The organism is Novipirellula methanifontis (genome assembly GCF_052161655.1).
In the GTDB taxonomy this organism is placed as follows: domain Bacteria; phylum Planctomycetota; class Planctomycetia; order Pirellulales; family Pirellulaceae; genus Novipirellula.
On the sequence record NZ_CP197418.1, the window covers coordinates 4969450 to 4984849 of the forward strand.

Here is a 15400-nt window from a genome sequence, read left to right on the forward strand (position 1 = left end):
GTACCAAAACGAGTTACTTAAGTCATGAATTGGAAACCGAAATTCACAATCGCGGGTCTGATGTTGTTCATCGCGGTCGTGGCGATATCCCTGGTGACTTACAAGCAATTCAGGCCGCGATACACGATAGGCTCCGACGCTGTTGCCCGAATCAATGACCGGGCACAGGAAATTGTGAATGCAGCGTTTCCTGAACGCATCGGTGCAGCACCTGTGGAAGGCGTAGCATTGGACTCTCTCCATCGCCGTCCGAATGGCTACGACGCGCGGGTAAGACTCTCGTATACGAACATCGTGAATGACAAAAATCACATGGTTATCGAATTGCGGTACGATACCGATGGTGTGTTTCTTGATGCGCGAATCCGCAATTGTAACGATCGGTGGGCGTCGCCTGTCCGGCTGATCGATTTAACAAAGCGATAAGTGAAGTACCTCGAACATTCATTGACTCACTTACAAATTGGAAAGCAAGCCGCCATGAATGAAGTCGTTTGCGAGGGCACCGCCAAGCAAATGGGGAACGCCCAGGGGGCTGCCCTGTCGACCAATATTTACGATGCGTTGGAAGCTGTCGGGAACTTGGAAGCATTTCGCTTGATGAAGCCAAGTTACATTCCATTTCCAGTATTTCGCCGTATAGCAGAATATCGTGCCGCCCGATTCTTGAACGCAGCATTCCGATCGACGCCTTTGGATGCCGCGGACCGTTTACGGGGAATTTCCGAAGGTGCAAAGATTTCGTATTCAAAGCTGGCGATTTGTAGCCTCTTGGAAGTAGCTCTCAGCGATCTCGTTCCCTTGGTCACCGCCGGGCCGAACGGGCTTCAGGCCGGATGTTCCGCCGTTGCGGTGACTGGAAACGCATCGTCAACCGGGCATCCCATCATTGCACACAACTTTGACTATCTTCCAGTAGTGCAGCCCTATTATTTCGTGCGACGAAGTCGACCAAAGGGAAAACTGCGTTCCGTTGAATTCGCGGTGTCGCCGCTCGCGGGGGCCATCGATGGAGTCAATGAAGCGGGTTTGGCGATCACTTGTAACTACGCCTATGTTACCGATCCGATCAGTCCAGCTCCATCCATCACCATGTTGATTGCCGAGGCACTTGCGTCCGTGCGAACGGTTGACGAAGCATATCAATTCTTCGCGAATCGAAAGCGTGCGGGTGGAGGCCTACTGATGCTGTCGGATGAGCACGGCACGATTGCATCATTCGAGTTGTCCAATACGCAAATTCAAAGAATTTCTCCCGTATCCGGCCGCGAGACCATTCATCACACGAATCGAATCCGCGGATCAAAAATCGCGAGCGTTGAACTCGAAGACCAGGCACACTACAAGAAGAATGCACCTCGCGCACTGCGTGGCACGCGAGTGCATCAATCCGCAGACATGCGTAGCGTCGACCTTAAATGCAGGCTAGATGAAAAATCCGTTTTCGACCTAGAGTCTCTGCATACCGTCATGTCGGACCACGGTGACGGACCGTCGCAAGACAGTGTTTGCATGCACAGCAATTATTGGAACACCACCGCCTGCGTCCAACTGCAGTCGAAAGAACGCAAGCTTCGGGCGTCATTTTCCAGCGCATGCAACGCAAAATTCCAAGAGTTTGACTGTTGATGAAAACTCTAACAGCGACTTCGAATCAAGACACTTAAAAATCAACCAACACGACCATTGCCGCTGTAGATTTGCCTGTCGAAATCAAGGGAGCCGATGAACGCACCCACCAACACTCACAGCTTCCAATCATCTTGAGCCTTGTGTTGATCGCGGGTGGACTTCAGCTGCTTAACAACACCAATTGCCCCCACGGCGAAACCGTTCCGTACACATGATCGGCAGATTGAACCGGAATCACCGTAATGGCGAACAACACGGCGCAGAAAAGTCGACTACTGAAATTCATTATTCGCAAGTCCATATGTGATGAGTGAAACGACAGCCTACTCACCATAAAGCGAGCCCCTTGGCTCATCGATGACGCGCGAATTTCAGCGATCGGTCAAATTTTTTCAGGATTTTCCCGTGAGACTTCGGTAGGCCAATCAATTCTGGGATGACGGACGTAATGGCTTTATTGAATCAGACGCAGATACCAGAACGCTAAGACAGCAACGCATCCAGCGAAGCTCGCGAAACCAGCAATCATTGCGACTCGCTTCCGATTGGGGTGGGCCGCCCAGACGTACACGTTGCTGGCGCCTGCCAAAATGCCCATCCCAAACGCACCAATTAATGGTAATTCGTGACCCAAACGTTCACTACTACTGAGGATCCAATAGAGCCAAGCGTCGTAGGACAAGCTCACCAAGGCCAATACACTCGCAATCACCGTCGCGACACGTCCCGTCCTGACAACGCTTTGTGTATTCGTAGAGAACGTAAGCGTTAGTCGGCGTCGATCGATTGAAACCAAAACGAAATGGGTGAACACCACTGCGACCATCGTCGCCGAAATCATGATGCCGCCAATAGCGTTGATCGTGACCAGCGATTCTCGGGATGTGTAGCTTCCGACACTGTACATCACTGCAGGCAGTGAACCCACTACTACGGAGACCAAATGACAGCACGCCCTGCGATACATCAATCCCAATACAAGTCCCGCCAATGCACCGCACCCTCCCGCGAACATCGGCATGCCGATGAGAATCAACCCCGAAAATTCGCCATCGAGATTCAACCAGTGGCTTAGTGGCGGAAATAAAGCGATCAACGACAGAATCTCCCCGACAACAACAGCAGCAATAGTACCCACGAACAATCCAACTAACGATGCCATCGCTCTATTCAGCGATGCCGGCGTCCGTGCAGAGATGCGATCTTCTGAAGACTGGGTTGCAGCTGGTTCGTATGGATTCGGTGTCTCTTGCACGCTCTTTCCTCCCGACGCAAGTGTGGGAAAACGCGACTTGGCACCGTCCTCTGACAGCGGCCAATACGACACTGAGACACCACTGAATCCCAGGGCCCATCGCTTGTAGCGGCTTCAACTCATTGACAAGAAAGAATTTCGGTTGGTGGTTCGCCACCAAGGCGATTTGAATAGGTCCGTGCCTGCGCAGTGGCCACGAATAGTAGCATCTCAATCGAATTGAAAAGTTTCATGAGCAGAGACCGGTTGTGGAGCAAGTTTTTTACCAGCCTGTTTTAACTGTGTTGCGAAATGACAGGTTGAAATTATGCTCATCCTATTTGGATCCGTATGCCTTTGCTTCGGCTTCGAGCTTCGCGAGATTCGGGTCGGCTTTGTCGATGTACTCCTTGATCGCTTTACCGGCGTCAACAACAGCTCGATTGCGAGCCTGAAACTCGAGATCGTGGTTCAAGGATTTGCGGATGGCGTTGCGTTTTTCGACGGCGGCGTCCACGCTTTGGAATGCTTCGGGGTAGCGGGCTTCGAGCTGGGCTTGTCGGCGGGCCGTTTCGGCAACGAGGGCAGCGAGTTGCTTGTCATCGGCGGCTTCGAGTTGGGCACGGGCTTGGCCGAGTTCCGACGGGAACCGGTTTTTGCTGACGCCATCCTTTTTCAGACGCGCAAGTTCGGGCTTTGTGGAGAGGACGTAATCGTCTTCCGCACGACTCGCTTTGTGGACCTGAGTTTCCATGATCTTGAAGTCGGGGTCGGTCTCCTTGATGTGCTGTTTCTTCTTTGCGATGAGTTTTCCGAGTTGCTTGTGGGTGGTGAAGGCTTCTGGGTAGTCCGCGTGCAGAGCGGCTTCGAGCTTTTCATGCCTGGCCACGAGGTCCCGGTAGGTCGGGTCGTTCAGAATGAGGCGGGACTTGAGGTTCATGTACTCGAGTTTGTATCGCTCGGCCGGGTTGCGTCTGACAGGCTCGCGGTTGGCATGAGCTATCGCGAGCTTTTTGCGAGTCTCGGTCCAGTCATCACGCTGATCAGTGGCCTTCCAGACGTGGACGTTGTCGATCGAGGCACCGGGGAGATCGAACTGGAATGCGAAGTACTGGCGAGTGCGGTCAATGATCGGGTGTTTGCCGAGCACAAATTCGCTGTCGTTCAGGTGTGCAACGATTTCGTTGCCCCAGTATTCGACCGTCATGGTCTGCCACTGATCGGGACGAGGTTTGCGGGTGCATTCGCCAAGTTGGGCGGGAACATACCCTGCATCGTGATCGACGGGCGTCGTGATTTGGAAGTAATCGGGGTGGATTTGGGTGACACTGTTGTAGTGTCCTCCGCTGCCAGTCACGAGTCGCAGATCGGTCGTTTGGCCGGAAAGTTTGAAATCAAATTGAATGATGGTGTTGTGGAAGGAAGGGTCTTTGAGGAAGACGCGTTTGGTCTCCGTCGGATCGACATCCGTACGCAACAACGCCCCATCGCGCAGAGCGAAATCGGCCTTGAACCACCAGCGGTCGCTGACTGTGGCGGGGTCGAAGTCATCCGCGAAAATGAGTTCACCGGGGATGCACATGAAGGCGTTGGGTGGTGCGGGAGGCTCGGCGGTTGCTGTCGCCGAGATCACTGAGCTCAAGAGCACAGAGCTACAGATCAGAGAGAGAAAGAGACGAGAGGTCGTTGTGTTGGTTCGCATCTCGGGTTCCCGGAGAAAAATCGAAGTGGGTTCAGTGGGGCAGGTTTATAACCTGCCGATAGATAGATGGTTTGTGGATTGCGGATGACAGGTTAAAAACCTGCCCCACGATGTTTCACATCAGGTTCCGTTTGGATATTTGAACGTGAGATTCTCAATAATGCCGGAGAAGTAATTAGGCGTGTTGTAATCTCCCACCGGTTCGATCAGATCAGCACCGATCTGAATGGATTCGCCGGGTTCGTGCTGGATGATGCCTGCTTCCGCTTTTCCGACGAGCTTGTTGTTCACTTTAAGAAATATCTCGCCATTGCGATTCCAGTTCGCTTCGACTTGGGTGGATCCAATTATAGCGGCAGAGGAACGGACCACCGTGTGTTTTTTATTTGCACATGTGGCGAAGCACAGATGGCCTTCATCGAGGTAGATGCTGTAGCCGGCTCGATTGCCGCCGTGAGCCAGGATCACTCCAGAGGGAGAACTAGAGCGCATGGTCCCCTTGATCTGGAGTGAGCGGCCTCCCGCCACTTTTGGCGCACGAAACGCTGGCAGGTCAAGCCATGACTTTCCATCTAACTGAAGCGACGCGGTGTCGCCTTTGACACCATGGTTCACAAAACGCAGGAGTTGATTGTCGGCAAGGATTGCGATCGTCGGTCCGGGTGCGGTGAGTGGAGCTGCTTGATCGAATGCATAGCTCAGGTTGTCGGCAATTCCGCGCGCGTTTCAACACAACCGGTTTCGCTGATCGACATCCACCCAACGCTGATTGATCAGACCAATCGTATTCCATCTTTCTCAATCGCAATGACTTTCTGTTTATAGAGGCCCCCTATCGCTTTTTTCAAATTGTCCTTTGCTCATTCCGAACAGTTTGTCAATCTGTGCTGGAGGAGACTTGTCATGGACGGACGCAAACCCGTCGTGATCGCGTAGGAAATCGAGAATAATTTGACTGTAGTTGTCGCGAATTTGCCGACCACTCTTCAGACTCAAGTCGATTTTTCCGTCTTCGCGAATGTATTTGATATAGCCTTGAATGCTCTGCCCAAAACTGAGCCGCTGATCCACTTCGTCTTTGTACAGCAAGCCCCAATGGCTCTGATCCACAATCGCTTTGAAGCCCAGTTCCGTACTGTTTCCAATAATCAAATCGACTGGCTGCTGCGGACAAAAATTGTGTTGATCATCTTCCTTCACGACTTTGTCAATCTTTGAGGTCGCGGTGATCCGACCTTGGTTGTCAAGATACAGAAACACGATGTAGGAATGCCCCACAGTCATCGGTCGATGCTGTTCCGCAAACGGGACCAAGACGTCTTTGTCCAATCCCCAATCTAAGAACGCACCAAACTGCGTATTTTCTTTTACTTTCAGATACGCGAATTCGCCCACCTCCGCTTTTGGAGTTTGAGTGGTCGCGATGGGCCGATCTTCGGAGTCGAGGTAGAGAAAGACTTCGACCGTATCACCGACACTCAAGTTTTCCGGAGTATGCTTTTTGGGGAGCAAGATCTCGCCTAGATCTTCGGCATCTAAATAGACTCCGAATTCAGTCTCCTTGACCACTTCTAAATTATACGTCCTGCCGATTTTAATCATGATTTTGGGGCTTCAATTCTTTTCGCGAATGCTTGATCGGAGTGGTGGGGCGAATTTTTGAGTGTGGCTTTTCTATCAGGGGCAGACTGGCCTACCCCAAACGTTGACGAGCTAGATTCCAAAGCGGTTCGTAAACCAACGGTAGCAACTGCGATGATGCCGCTGGATCTCGCTGTTCGATTTGATTCAGAATGCGGGTAGCATCTCTCATGGTAGCCGAATCAATTGCGTCAGTTGAGTAGGCCCCTTTCCAACTGGACTGCTTTTTCCGCGTCTTGGTCCGTCAGTCGCTTGAAGCGAGCTAACGCCAATCCACAACCGTGCACGACAGAACACCTGCCTGAGACCATTCGCGCACTTCAAGCCGGATAGCCTCTCGTTTGTCAGCAAAGACGGACAAAGGAGGCGGATCAGGCGAGACCGGACGGTCGGCATGTGATTTGCCTGGGTTCCCTTTGATCAAGGGATTCCCGCCGACTCACAGCAGTCCCGCCACACTACAAGCACGGTAGAAACGATTATATGAGCGAAGTGCCCCTCTCATCCGAAGTGAATGGAACAAGCAATGGCAGAGCAAAGAAATCATCGGACAAGAAACTGCGGCCTGCAAAATCGGGTGACGTGCCATCGGCCAAGACGCCTGTTGGAATTGAGCGATACACCGTGAACAAGGCGATCACGGCAGCCCAGGAAGCGAAGGTTAATGCCGTCAAAGATATCATCGGCGGCGTGCCTCCCTACGATGTCGAAACACTTGCGCGAGTCTTGCATGGCATTCTCGACGGAGCGTCAACCGATGACGCTGAAGTGCTTCGCAATGCCTTGCTCCGCCAGCCATACGCACAGCGCTTCGATGGTCCCGAGCCGGAAGATGACTTGGCATCCAACTGGCGTGAAGGTGCGTATCCGTACAAGAACTTGAAGACTCGCAAGTCGTACGAAAAAGAAAAGTACCGACTGCAAGTGGAACTACTGAAGTTGCAGTCGTGGGTCAAGAAGACCGGGCGAAAAGTGGTGATTCTGTTCGAAGGCCGCGACGCCGCTGGAAAAGGAGGCTCAATCAAACGATTCATGGAGCACTTGAATCCGCGGGGCGCGCGAGTGGTCGCGCTGGAGAAACCTAGTGAAGTCGAACGGGGCCAGTGGTACTTTCAACGCTACGTCGAACACCTGCCCACCACCGGCGAAATCGTGTTGTTCGATCGGTCGTGGTACAACCGAGCGGGCGTCGAGCGGGTGATGGGTTTCTGTACCGAAGACGAGCATCGCGACTTCATGCATCAAGTGCCCGAGTTCGAAAAAAGTCTGATTCGAAGCGGAACGCACTTGATCAAATTTTGGTTCTCGGTCAGTCGAGAGGAACAGCAACGTCGTTTCGATGCGAGAAAGATCCATCCATTGAAACAATGGAAGTTGTCGCCGATCGACTTGGCGTCTTTAGATAAATGGGACGAATACACTCATGCCAAGGAAGCGATGTTCCACTACACGGATATCCCAGAGTCACCTTGGATCGTGATCAAATCAGACTGCAAGAAACGTGCTCGCCTGAATTGCTTGCGATATGTCTTGCAGCGACTTGCCTACGACGGCAAGGACCAAGCGAAGATTAAAGATATTGATCCGTTGCTGGTGGGACGTGCCGGCTCGGTCTATCAACTGCGATGAGGCGTTCCCAGGATGTGCTTGATAAGCAAGTGCACGAAGTCTTTTTGGCACTTTTAAGCAGGGAAATATATGTCATTCCACACAATGATCTGAGCCGACGGCGCCAGTTGCGGGCATGTTTCCTGCAGTATTGACGCTCCCCGCTGCTGGCGCTTTGTTGATCTAGTGAGCCGTGACGCGTGAGCGGCGGGGGGCCATGCATTACCCGGTGCCTTACGGCCCACGGCTTACATATGCGATTTTCATATCGATTAAATCAACAAGCGGCTAACGCCCACGGCTCACATAACAATCGACGTTTTACCGGTATTTACCGAACGACCTACTTAATAGAGAGAATGAATTCAGATGAAGAAGAACGAGCCTATCACCAACATCATGTCGAAAGAGTTAGTTACGATCCACGACCATGAACCCGTTTCCAAGCTGCGTAAGATTTTTGAGGATGGGGACCTTCACCATGTCCTCGTCGTCAGCGGCGAGAAGCTAGTAGGTATCATCAGTTCCAACGATTTGTTACGGATCTCTTTTGGGGAGTTTGGAAACCAAGATGGTAAAGAACTCGATGCCGTTCTGGACCACACGTTTGATATCGCGGGCGTGATGAACCGAAATCCCGTGTCCCTACCCGTGTCTGGCTCGATCCGTGATGCGGCACGGCTGTTAGTGAGCCATCGCTTCCACGCCCTGCCAATCGTGGACGGCGACAAACTGGTTGGGATCGTCACCTCCACCGACCTGCTGCATTTTCTGTCTGAACTTTGATGAGGAACCGCGATGGATCGACGGTTTGTTGGGGGACTCGGTTAACAGCATACGTTTGTCGGCATCACGTCGACCGCCGCAACTTGCCACCGACGACCCCGGGCGTCTAGACTCTGTCTATACACCAAGCCGCAATCTGCGACGAAGTTCGGAGCCCGATCGGTTCATCTCCATCCGCCAGCCGGATAGATCACGGTTCATAAGGCAAAAAGTGAGACTATGAGTGACAGCGACGGACTTATCTTTGCCTTTGCACTGAATGGAAACGGCGGCGGCACAGCACTCACCTTGGATGGAGTTAAGCAATGGCGTCCAGAACACGGGACGCTTTGGGTGCATCTGGACTACACCGCAAGCGCCGCGAGGGAGTGGCTGGAAAATTCTAGTGAGATAGAGCCTGTCATCGTACAGGCACTCACGGCAGAGGAGACACGTCCGAGGAGCTTAGTGCACAAGGGGGGAATGTTGTTGATCCTGCGCGGTGTGAATCTCAATCCGGGTAACGATCCGGAAGACATGATATCCATTCGCTTCTGGATCGACTCAAATCGCATCGTCACGTTGCGGCACCGCCGTGTGATGGCAATTGACGATCTTCGTCGGGCGGTTGAGGAGGGAAGTGGTCCCGTGAATTCAGGCGAGTTTCTGGAGCAATTGGCCGATCGGCTTGTGTTGCGAATGGGGACTGTCATCTCCGATGTAGACGACTGTGTTGACGCACTCGAAGACAAAGTGATCGCCGAGCAAACCTACGAACTTCGCCAGAAAATTGCCGCTATTCGGCGGGTCGCTATCGGAATGCGTCGTTATCTCGCTCCACAGCGCGACGTCATGGCGCATCTGCACAGCGAAAAAGTGGATTGGCTTGACGAGATGGATCGCATGCGACTGAGGGAAATCGCTGACCGCACAACGAGATATGTTGAGGATCTCGATTCGGTTCGAGACCGGGCAACCGTGACGCAGGAAGAACTAAACGGTCGCTTGGCGGAGCAGATGAACAAGACGATGTACATCTTGTCCATTGTCGCGGGAATCTTTTTGCCACTGGGCCTGCTAACGGGGCTGCTGGGCATTAATATCGGCGGAATTCCAGGAACGGAGAACCACTGGGCTTTCACCATCTTCTGCGTCTTGTTGCTTGTCGTCGCGGGCGGGCAGGTGTGGCTCTTCAAGCGAAAACATTGGATGTAAGGGGCGCGTTTCACGTCAGTGCGTATTCGCTTCCGTTCTGGCTTGCCCGGGCGGAGCGGGCAACTGGATGCTACCAATGTACCAATGGTGTTGTGACGCCAAAGTGGAAAGTTGAACAGGTATGAACCCACCGGAATCCAACGATTCGTCTAGCTTTCTGGGAAACTTCTTTGTTTTCATGATGTTCATTGCAATACTGGGACTTGCCCTCTGGTTGAGAGAAAACCGGTCTTCCCGCCACGCGCCCCGATCCATTCCTGACTCAGGCGAACGATATGAAGTTCCTTTCCGCACCGGCAAATCACTCACTCGAACACGCTAGCCGTTCACGATCGACTGAGCGGGCGATGGAATCCACCATGAACACATCCCTGTTTTGCCTGTCACGCCGCACTCGGATTCTTGCGTTGACTCTCCTCGTTTTTGCTGGATGTGAACCGAGCACTCGACCAAGTCCACTTCCGAGCGGTCGCAAATCTTCGACGACAGAATCCCATACGACGGTTCGGCCCAGCAGTGACGCAGTGGCTCGACCGAGTACCAATGCAAACTTCGAAACACCATGGAGCAACTTGGTTGGCACATGGACGGGCAAATCTTTCCAGAGAGAACGAGGCAACTTTGCGACGTCGCGACCCTCAGCCCGCGAAAAGAATGGGCCGTTGTCGCGATACTCCCAAAGAGAGTCGGTTGCGGAAGTTGATCTGACTTTGGAGGTCAAAGAAGAATATCTGGCGATAAAGGGCGTCGAAGCATGCAATCTGACGTTTTCGTACAAGTCCGCCGACACCGAGAAATCGACGGAACGGGAATGGTATCGCATCTTTCCCGATCCGAAGGGCATAGGGCAGATGACGCTTCGGCGTGGTGCTGGTCTTGCCGAGTTTCAACTGAAGCTTGAGGACGACGGCACGTTGACTATCGAAGGAAAACACCCGTCAATCAACTCGGGACCCCGTTTCCCCATCAAAGCGAAACTGAGGCGTGGCGGCGACAACGCTGAGATATCGGAACCGTCTTCAGACGATCCCATGATTCTAAAGTCCACTGACGAAAACTAGCGTGGAGTGGCCACCCCACTTCTAAAACAGATGCTTGGTCGGTTTCTGCCGGCGGAACGTGCGTTTCGCGAACGGTACGAGCTCTCAAGTATCGTGATCGCTATTCCGGCTGGCTGTCTCGGGATCCGTCATGACTCTAAGGTTGCGTCCGACTACCGGAATGCGGGGGCGATAACTGTGAACGACTGGTCGTTCCACGTGATAAATTCTCCATTTGAAAGTAAAACCAACTCGCGGCGGTCGGCGTAGTCGACAAGCCGCGGTGGCTGTCCATGGCGGAACGACATAATTTTCGTACGACTTGCCTTGCGATCAGTGCCGGAAATCTGAACATCGAACTCAGCTCCATCGGTTGTCGTAATGGCGAGCGGGGCACTGCCGATTTCCTCGGGTATGGGATGCAAAGTACCTTTGCAATCGTTGATTTTCAACTGAACAAATATGTCATCGTGAGTGGTATACGGAAGAAACCAAAGGTCACGCTCTTCGGTTAGACAGGATCCTCATCCAACCTAATCATTCAGCCCGGGTTGTAGCGAAGTTGCTGAGATTCTCGGCAACTCACGGCATGGATGCAACAGTTGGCGACTTTCGCTACCCCATCGCAAAATGCTGATTGAAAGCAACGTAGGGTGAGTCAAACAGTGGGGATGGCTTTTGATGCATTCACCAGCGGTACAAGCTAGGATGTAGGTAGGTTAGCGTCCAAGCGTCGTGATGCGTGTTAAACGTGGTTGCCCCCCAGACTATGTCGTGTAGCGATACTGATCGATCCGTGCCGTAATTCACTCTTCTAATCGTCATGAATTTTGAACCTTTACACCACGGCAATTCCTTATTCTTAATCTTCGCGACTGCGGCGCTTCGCTGCTCACGCTTAATTTGTTGTCTGTGGTGCCCGCTATTCTTGGCTGCCCCGGTTTATTCCGCCGAGCCGACAAGCCTGCCGATTAGCAAGATCGTAGACCTGTTGCATACACCGAGGCACGAAGCGGTGAATCGCAATATGGTTCGAGTCCAGGCGACAATCTCGTCGGTCGGTGATGGAATCATTACCTGGCCCTCTCACGCTGGCGCAGCAAAGTCATTTTGTTTGGAAGATGACACGGGAGGTATCTGGGTGCGATCGAGCCTGGCTTTGGACGAACAGCTATTTCAGGACGCCGATTTTCTATCGTCACTTACCTACGGTGCAAAAGTTGATCTCGTCGGACTGCTCGATGCTGGCGGCTACTCGCCCGTGTTGCTGCCGATGCAGATCACGAACTTGGGCGAGGGGCATTTGCCCAATGCAACTCAGCCCGACATGAAGCGATTCCTCAGTGGAGCCGAAAACATTCGCCGTGTCCGAGTCCGTGGGGTCGTCCAAAACGTCACCAAAGAGACGAAAAACTATTGGCTGCTGCGTGTCGAGACGGGCGTCGGTCACTTCTTGGTGCGATTGCCACTCGAGGATCAGTACGGGCCTGACCGGATGCTTGATGCGGAACTGGAACTCACAGGGCTTGCCGGCGCTTCGCGAAACTGGAGATCAGAATTCGTTTGTCCTCGCATGATCATTGATCGTCGCGAACACGTTGAAGTACTCAAGCCCGCACCTGCGGATCCGTTTTCAGTGGACAGCGTTTCGCTGGCGGACTTGGATGGCTTTAAGCCTGAAGGGCGTCCATTGCATCGTCTCTGTGCTCAGGGCACGGTGACGTACTGCGACGGCGACTCTCTTCTTTATATTCAGGATGAAGGAATTGGAGTGCGGGTCATCGCCAGCGATTTGGCTTCGATCGAGATCGGTCAGCGAGTCGAAGTGTCTGGCTTTATCGACAACAGTCGTTATTTCGCTGGCCTTCGTGGCGGATTGATACGCACGCTTGGCGATCGGGAAACAACCGTATCGGTGCTGGCGGATTTGCCCGAAATATTCGCAGAACGGACTCGTTTTGTTGCGGGCGACACCAAAGAAGTCGTCAATTATGAAGGGCGACTGGTTCACTTGGAGGGTGAAGTACTTAGCTTCCAGCCTGGTGTTGGCAACTGGCAGAATCGTCTCGTCATTGATTGTGGTCAATCGACGACGACAGCGTTTTTGCCGGGCAAGGTCAAGCCTTTGCTGCCGGGCACGAAGGTCTTGATGACCGGAATCGCCAACATGACGTTCGCACCGCCTGACACGTCAGCCAATTTGGCAATGCCAACGGGCTTGGATTTGTTGCTACGGGACGCAAGCGATATTTCGATTTTGGAGAGTCCGTCGTGGTGGACGCCGCAGCGAACATTCGTTGCCTTGACGATCATTACGATCGTGGCGCTTGCTGCATTTCTGTGGGCGTTCACTCTGCGAAGATCCTTGGAACATCAGACAAGTCGACTGGCCCGCGAGATGCGCATTCGTCACGACGCCTCGCTCGAATTCCAGGCAGCGATCCGCGAACGCACTCGTTTGGCGGCAAACCTACACGATACCGTCCTACAAACTCTCGCTGGGATCGCCTACCAGATCGATGCCTGCGGCCAGGTGGCCAGCAACGACTCGTCGGATGACTATGACCATCTGCAAACCGCGAAACGCATGATCCAAAGAGGCCAGAATGATTTACGCAACGTTGTCTGGGCGCTACACTGTATGCCGCTGGAGGACGGAACGTTTGTGGATGCCGTCAATCATCTTGCTAGAAAACAAACCGTTGAACATGACACGGAGGTGAACGTCCAATACGACGAAACATTCCCCGTGCTCGCCGATTTCATTGCTGGAAACTTGTTGCTAATCATTCAAGAGGCGATTCACAACACAATCAAACACGCCCATGCGACGAGTGTGGACGTGAAATTGTCATATACACCTGACGCGGATCATATTGCCGTTTCCGTCAGCGATGATGGGGTCGGGTTCGATACTACCAACCATCTCGGTCGCAGCGATGGACACTTTGGTTTCGTGAGCATGGAACAACGGGTGCAACGACTGGGGGGCGAATTGACAATCGAAAGTCAACCAGGTGCCGGGACAACGCTTCGTGTGTCGATTCCTTTGAAAGAGTTTGACCCCGCGATTGCATGAAGTGCTATGTTGATTAACGCCGTTGGCGTACTCCCATCAAACAGATCATTATGTCCACGCCAGAAACGATCATCCCACTACGACTGCTACTGATCGACGATCATTCCGTGATGCGAGCCGGATTGGCAAACATGCTCAACGTGCGGCCTGAATTTGAGGTGGTTGCTGAGGCGGGGGATGGCGAAACCGGATTGGAATTGCATCACCAGCATGCACCTGACGTGACACTGCTGGACATTACAATGCCCGGCATCGGTGGAATTCGATGCTTGAAACAAATCACGGAGCGGACTCCCGACGCTAAGGTGATCATACTGAGTTCATCTGAGATCGAAGCTGACATGCATCAGGTGATCGCATTGGGTGCGAGTGGTTACATCACTAAGTCCGCTTTGCCTGCCGAATTAGTCTCGTCAATCCTGGCTGTCGGACGAGGTGAAAAGTCGTTTGCGAATCACGTATTACGAAAGTTAGAGAGCTACTCGAGCAAGCCTGCATTAACGCCGCGGGAGACGGAGGTTTTACATTTGCTGCGGAAAGGAATGAGTAATCCTGACATTGGGATGACCCTACAGATCACGCCTCGCACCGCAAAGGCTCACGTGGCAGCCATTCTGGTTAAGCTGGAAGCCCACGACCGAGCCGCCGCCGTAGCCCGAGGATTCGAACTCGGTCTGCTTCGTCCCTGACAGCGTTGTCTGGAAACGCCAGCAACAAACGCTCGTACCCAGGCTCCTGGCCAATGCCGTCAACGATTCTTAGGCTTCAAATTACAGCATTTGTGTTTCGTAGCTACGCTCGCCAGAGCGTGGATTGTTGGCGTCCATGGCGAATCACCACCTTCTGGCGACGTAGCTACCAGGAAATCGGTCACGTCGTTGGGCAGCCGCCTAGGAATCAATAAGTGTCGCGATTTCACCCCCTTTCGATCGAGGAAGGTGAGGCATCGTCATTGCCTGGTGACGAACAATTTTGGAAGCCGGCCCGATCTCTTCGGCGTGTGGTGGACATGCTGTGGTTCACCAAGAATTCTCTGGAAATTGCGTGATACTGGCCGATCGGCCAATAGTTTCGGCATTGCCCGTATTACTACATTAGTGAGCACACCGGCACCGTAGTGAGCACCTCGGGAATGCAGTCCCGACAATGAAAGTGCTTTTTCGCAGTGGCTACTTTATTCCTGTCCACGAGCGATGTCCCTACGGCAGCTTTCGGTGTTTGGCAGCATGCTTACAGGACACCCGCATCGGGTTCCTTTTCTTCAAATTTAAACGAACGAATTCTCAATCAATGTTTAAAAAACTAGCCCTCTCGCTGTTGGTTTGTTTTCCATTGGTCGTCGTTGGCTGTGGAGGTGGCGGCGGAGAAAACTCAACGCCAGCTGCGAATGACTACGACGCTTACATTGCAAAGCATCCTGAGGCGGCGATCCACGTAGAGGATCCGCCTGAATAATCGTCGCAAGACTGAAACGATTGCATTTC

The 15400-nt window shown here is 52.9% G+C and carries 17 protein-coding genes; 9 read left to right on the top strand and 8 right to left on the bottom strand.

Annotated features, from left to right (window positions below; translation table 11 throughout):
• Positions 1 to 24: 24 nt before the first annotated feature.
• Together SH528x_RS18110 and SH528x_RS18115 are read left to right on the top strand one after the other, a co-directional pair.
• Positions 25 to 426 (top strand): hypothetical protein, encoded by a 402-nt coding sequence (locus SH528x_RS18110; RefSeq protein ID WP_442511876.1) that lies wholly within the window; start codon positions 25 to 27, stop codon positions 424 to 426.
• Positions 427 to 1629 (top strand): C45 family autoproteolytic acyltransferase/hydolase, encoded by a 1203-nt coding sequence (locus tag SH528x_RS18115; RefSeq protein WP_442511877.1) that lies wholly within the window; start codon positions 427 to 429, stop codon positions 1627 to 1629. It abuts the gene before it with no gap.
• 163 nt (positions 1630 to 1792) lie between these two features.
• Here SH528x_RS18115 and SH528x_RS18120 read toward each other — a convergent pair whose 3' ends face one another.
• The 7 genes from SH528x_RS18120 to SH528x_RS18150 form a co-directional block, all read right to left on the bottom strand.
• Entirely contained in the window at positions 1793 to 1918 is a 126-nt protein-coding gene (locus SH528x_RS18120; protein WP_442511878.1) for a hypothetical protein, read from the bottom strand.
• A 168-nt stretch (positions 1919 to 2086) separates the two neighbouring features.
• Positions 2087 to 2794: a hypothetical protein gene (locus tag SH528x_RS18125; protein WP_442511879.1), complete on the bottom strand. Its 708-nt coding sequence runs from the start codon at positions 2792 to 2794 to the stop codon at positions 2087 to 2089.
• 409 nt (positions 2795 to 3203) lie between these two features.
• Positions 3204 to 4514: a hypothetical protein gene (locus SH528x_RS18130; protein WP_442511880.1), complete on the bottom strand. Its 1311-nt coding sequence runs from the start codon at positions 4512 to 4514 to the stop codon at positions 3204 to 3206.
• 174 nt (positions 4515 to 4688) lie between these two features.
• Positions 4689 to 5183 carry a laminin G domain-containing protein gene (locus tag SH528x_RS18135; protein WP_442511881.1) on the bottom strand — a complete coding sequence of 165 codons (495 nt, stop codon included), beginning with the start codon at positions 5181 to 5183 and terminating at the stop codon, positions 4689 to 4691.
• A 158-nt stretch (positions 5184 to 5341) separates the two neighbouring features.
• Positions 5342 to 5416 (bottom strand): hypothetical protein, encoded by a 75-nt coding sequence (locus SH528x_RS18140; protein WP_442512138.1) that lies wholly within the window; start codon positions 5414 to 5416, stop codon positions 5342 to 5344.
• Complete coding sequence (locus SH528x_RS18145; RefSeq protein WP_442511882.1) at positions 5388 to 6170, bottom strand: CvfB family protein; 783 nt, start codon at positions 6168 to 6170, stop codon at positions 5388 to 5390. The genes SH528x_RS18140 and SH528x_RS18145 overlap by 29 nt, the downstream gene beginning before the upstream one ends.
• 91 nt (positions 6171 to 6261) lie before the next feature.
• A complete protein-coding gene (locus SH528x_RS18150) occupies positions 6262 to 6381 on the bottom strand; it encodes an ECF-type sigma factor (RefSeq protein ID WP_442511883.1) in 120 nt (39 codons plus the stop codon).
• A gap of 311 nt (positions 6382 to 6692) precedes the next feature.
• On the opposite strand from SH528x_RS18150, the gene ppk2 reads away from it, so the two are divergent.
• The 3 genes from ppk2 (at position 6693) to zntB (ending at position 9797) form a co-directional block, all read left to right on the top strand.
• Positions 6693 to 7838: a polyphosphate kinase 2 gene (ppk2, locus tag SH528x_RS18155; RefSeq protein ID WP_442511884.1), complete on the top strand. Its 1146-nt coding sequence runs from the start codon at positions 6693 to 6695 to the stop codon at positions 7836 to 7838.
• A 348-nt stretch (positions 7839 to 8186) separates the two neighbouring features.
• Positions 8187 to 8603, top strand: a complete 417-nt coding sequence (locus tag SH528x_RS18160; RefSeq protein ID WP_442511885.1) for a CBS domain-containing protein — start codon at positions 8187 to 8189, stop codon at positions 8601 to 8603.
• A gap of 219 nt (positions 8604 to 8822) precedes the next feature.
• Positions 8823 to 9797, top strand: a complete 975-nt coding sequence (gene zntB / locus SH528x_RS18165; protein WP_442511886.1) for a zinc transporter ZntB — start codon at positions 8823 to 8825, stop codon at positions 9795 to 9797.
• A gap of 318 nt (positions 9798 to 10115) precedes the next feature.
• Here zntB and SH528x_RS18170 read toward each other — a convergent pair whose 3' ends face one another.
• A complete protein-coding gene (locus SH528x_RS18170) occupies positions 10116 to 10361 on the bottom strand; it encodes a hypothetical protein (protein ID WP_442511887.1) in 246 nt (81 codons plus the stop codon).
• A 98-nt stretch (positions 10362 to 10459) separates the two neighbouring features.
• Here SH528x_RS18170 and SH528x_RS18175 point away from each other — a divergent pair, with 98 nt between their 5' ends.
• The 4 genes from SH528x_RS18175 to SH528x_RS18190 all read left to right on the top strand — a co-directional run bounded on the left by SH528x_RS18175 (position 10460) and on the right by SH528x_RS18190 (position 15371).
• Positions 10460 to 10858, top strand: coding sequence for a hypothetical protein (locus SH528x_RS18175; RefSeq protein WP_442511888.1), 399 nt, complete (start codon positions 10460 to 10462; stop codon positions 10856 to 10858).
• A gap of 802 nt (positions 10859 to 11660) precedes the next feature.
• Entirely contained in the window at positions 11661 to 13916 is a 2256-nt protein-coding gene (locus SH528x_RS18180) for a sensor histidine kinase (RefSeq protein ID WP_442511889.1), read from the top strand.
• A 50-nt stretch (positions 13917 to 13966) separates the two neighbouring features.
• Positions 13967 to 14605 carry a response regulator gene (locus SH528x_RS18185; RefSeq protein ID WP_442511890.1) on the top strand — a complete coding sequence of 213 codons (639 nt, stop codon included), beginning with the start codon at positions 13967 to 13969 and terminating at the stop codon, positions 14603 to 14605.
• Positions 14606 to 15206: 601 nt separating this feature from the next.
• Positions 15207 to 15371 (top strand): hypothetical protein, encoded by a 165-nt coding sequence (locus SH528x_RS18190; RefSeq protein ID WP_339939674.1) that lies wholly within the window; start codon positions 15207 to 15209, stop codon positions 15369 to 15371.
• The last annotated feature ends 29 nt before the right edge of the window (positions 15372 to 15400 follow it).

Coding starts and splice junctions, on each gene's coding strand:
- SH528x_RS18145 (WP_442511882.1), bottom strand. CDS start 6,170: ATGATTAAAATCGGCAGGACGTATAATTTAGAAGTGGTCAAGGAGACT.
- SH528x_RS18190 (WP_339939674.1), top strand. CDS start 15,207: ATGTTTAAAAAACTAGCCCTCTCGCTGTTGGTTTGTTTTCCATTGGTC.
- SH528x_RS18170 (WP_442511887.1), bottom strand. CDS start 10,361: ATGGTGTTTCGAAGTTTGCATTGGTACTCGGTCGAGCCACTGCGTCAC.
- SH528x_RS18120 (WP_442511878.1), bottom strand. CDS start 1,918: ATGAATTTCAGTAGTCGACTTTTCTGCGCCGTGTTGTTCGCCATTACG.
- zntB (WP_442511886.1), top strand. CDS start 8,823: ATGAGTGACAGCGACGGACTTATCTTTGCCTTTGCACTGAATGGAAAC.
- SH528x_RS18185 (WP_442511890.1), top strand. CDS start 13,967: ATGTCCACGCCAGAAACGATCATCCCACTACGACTGCTACTGATCGAC.
- SH528x_RS18150 (WP_442511883.1), bottom strand. CDS start 6,381: ATGAGAGATGCTACCCGCATTCTGAATCAAATCGAACAGCGAGATCCA.
- SH528x_RS18180 (WP_442511889.1), top strand. CDS start 11,661: ATGAATTTTGAACCTTTACACCACGGCAATTCCTTATTCTTAATCTTC.
- SH528x_RS18125 (WP_442511879.1), bottom strand. CDS start 2,794: ATGGCATCGTTAGTTGGATTGTTCGTGGGTACTATTGCTGCTGTTGTT.
- SH528x_RS18110 (WP_442511876.1), top strand. CDS start 25: ATGAATTGGAAACCGAAATTCACAATCGCGGGTCTGATGTTGTTCATC.
- SH528x_RS18160 (WP_442511885.1), top strand. CDS start 8,187: ATGAAGAAGAACGAGCCTATCACCAACATCATGTCGAAAGAGTTAGTT.
- ppk2 (WP_442511884.1), top strand. CDS start 6,693: ATGAGCGAAGTGCCCCTCTCATCCGAAGTGAATGGAACAAGCAATGGC.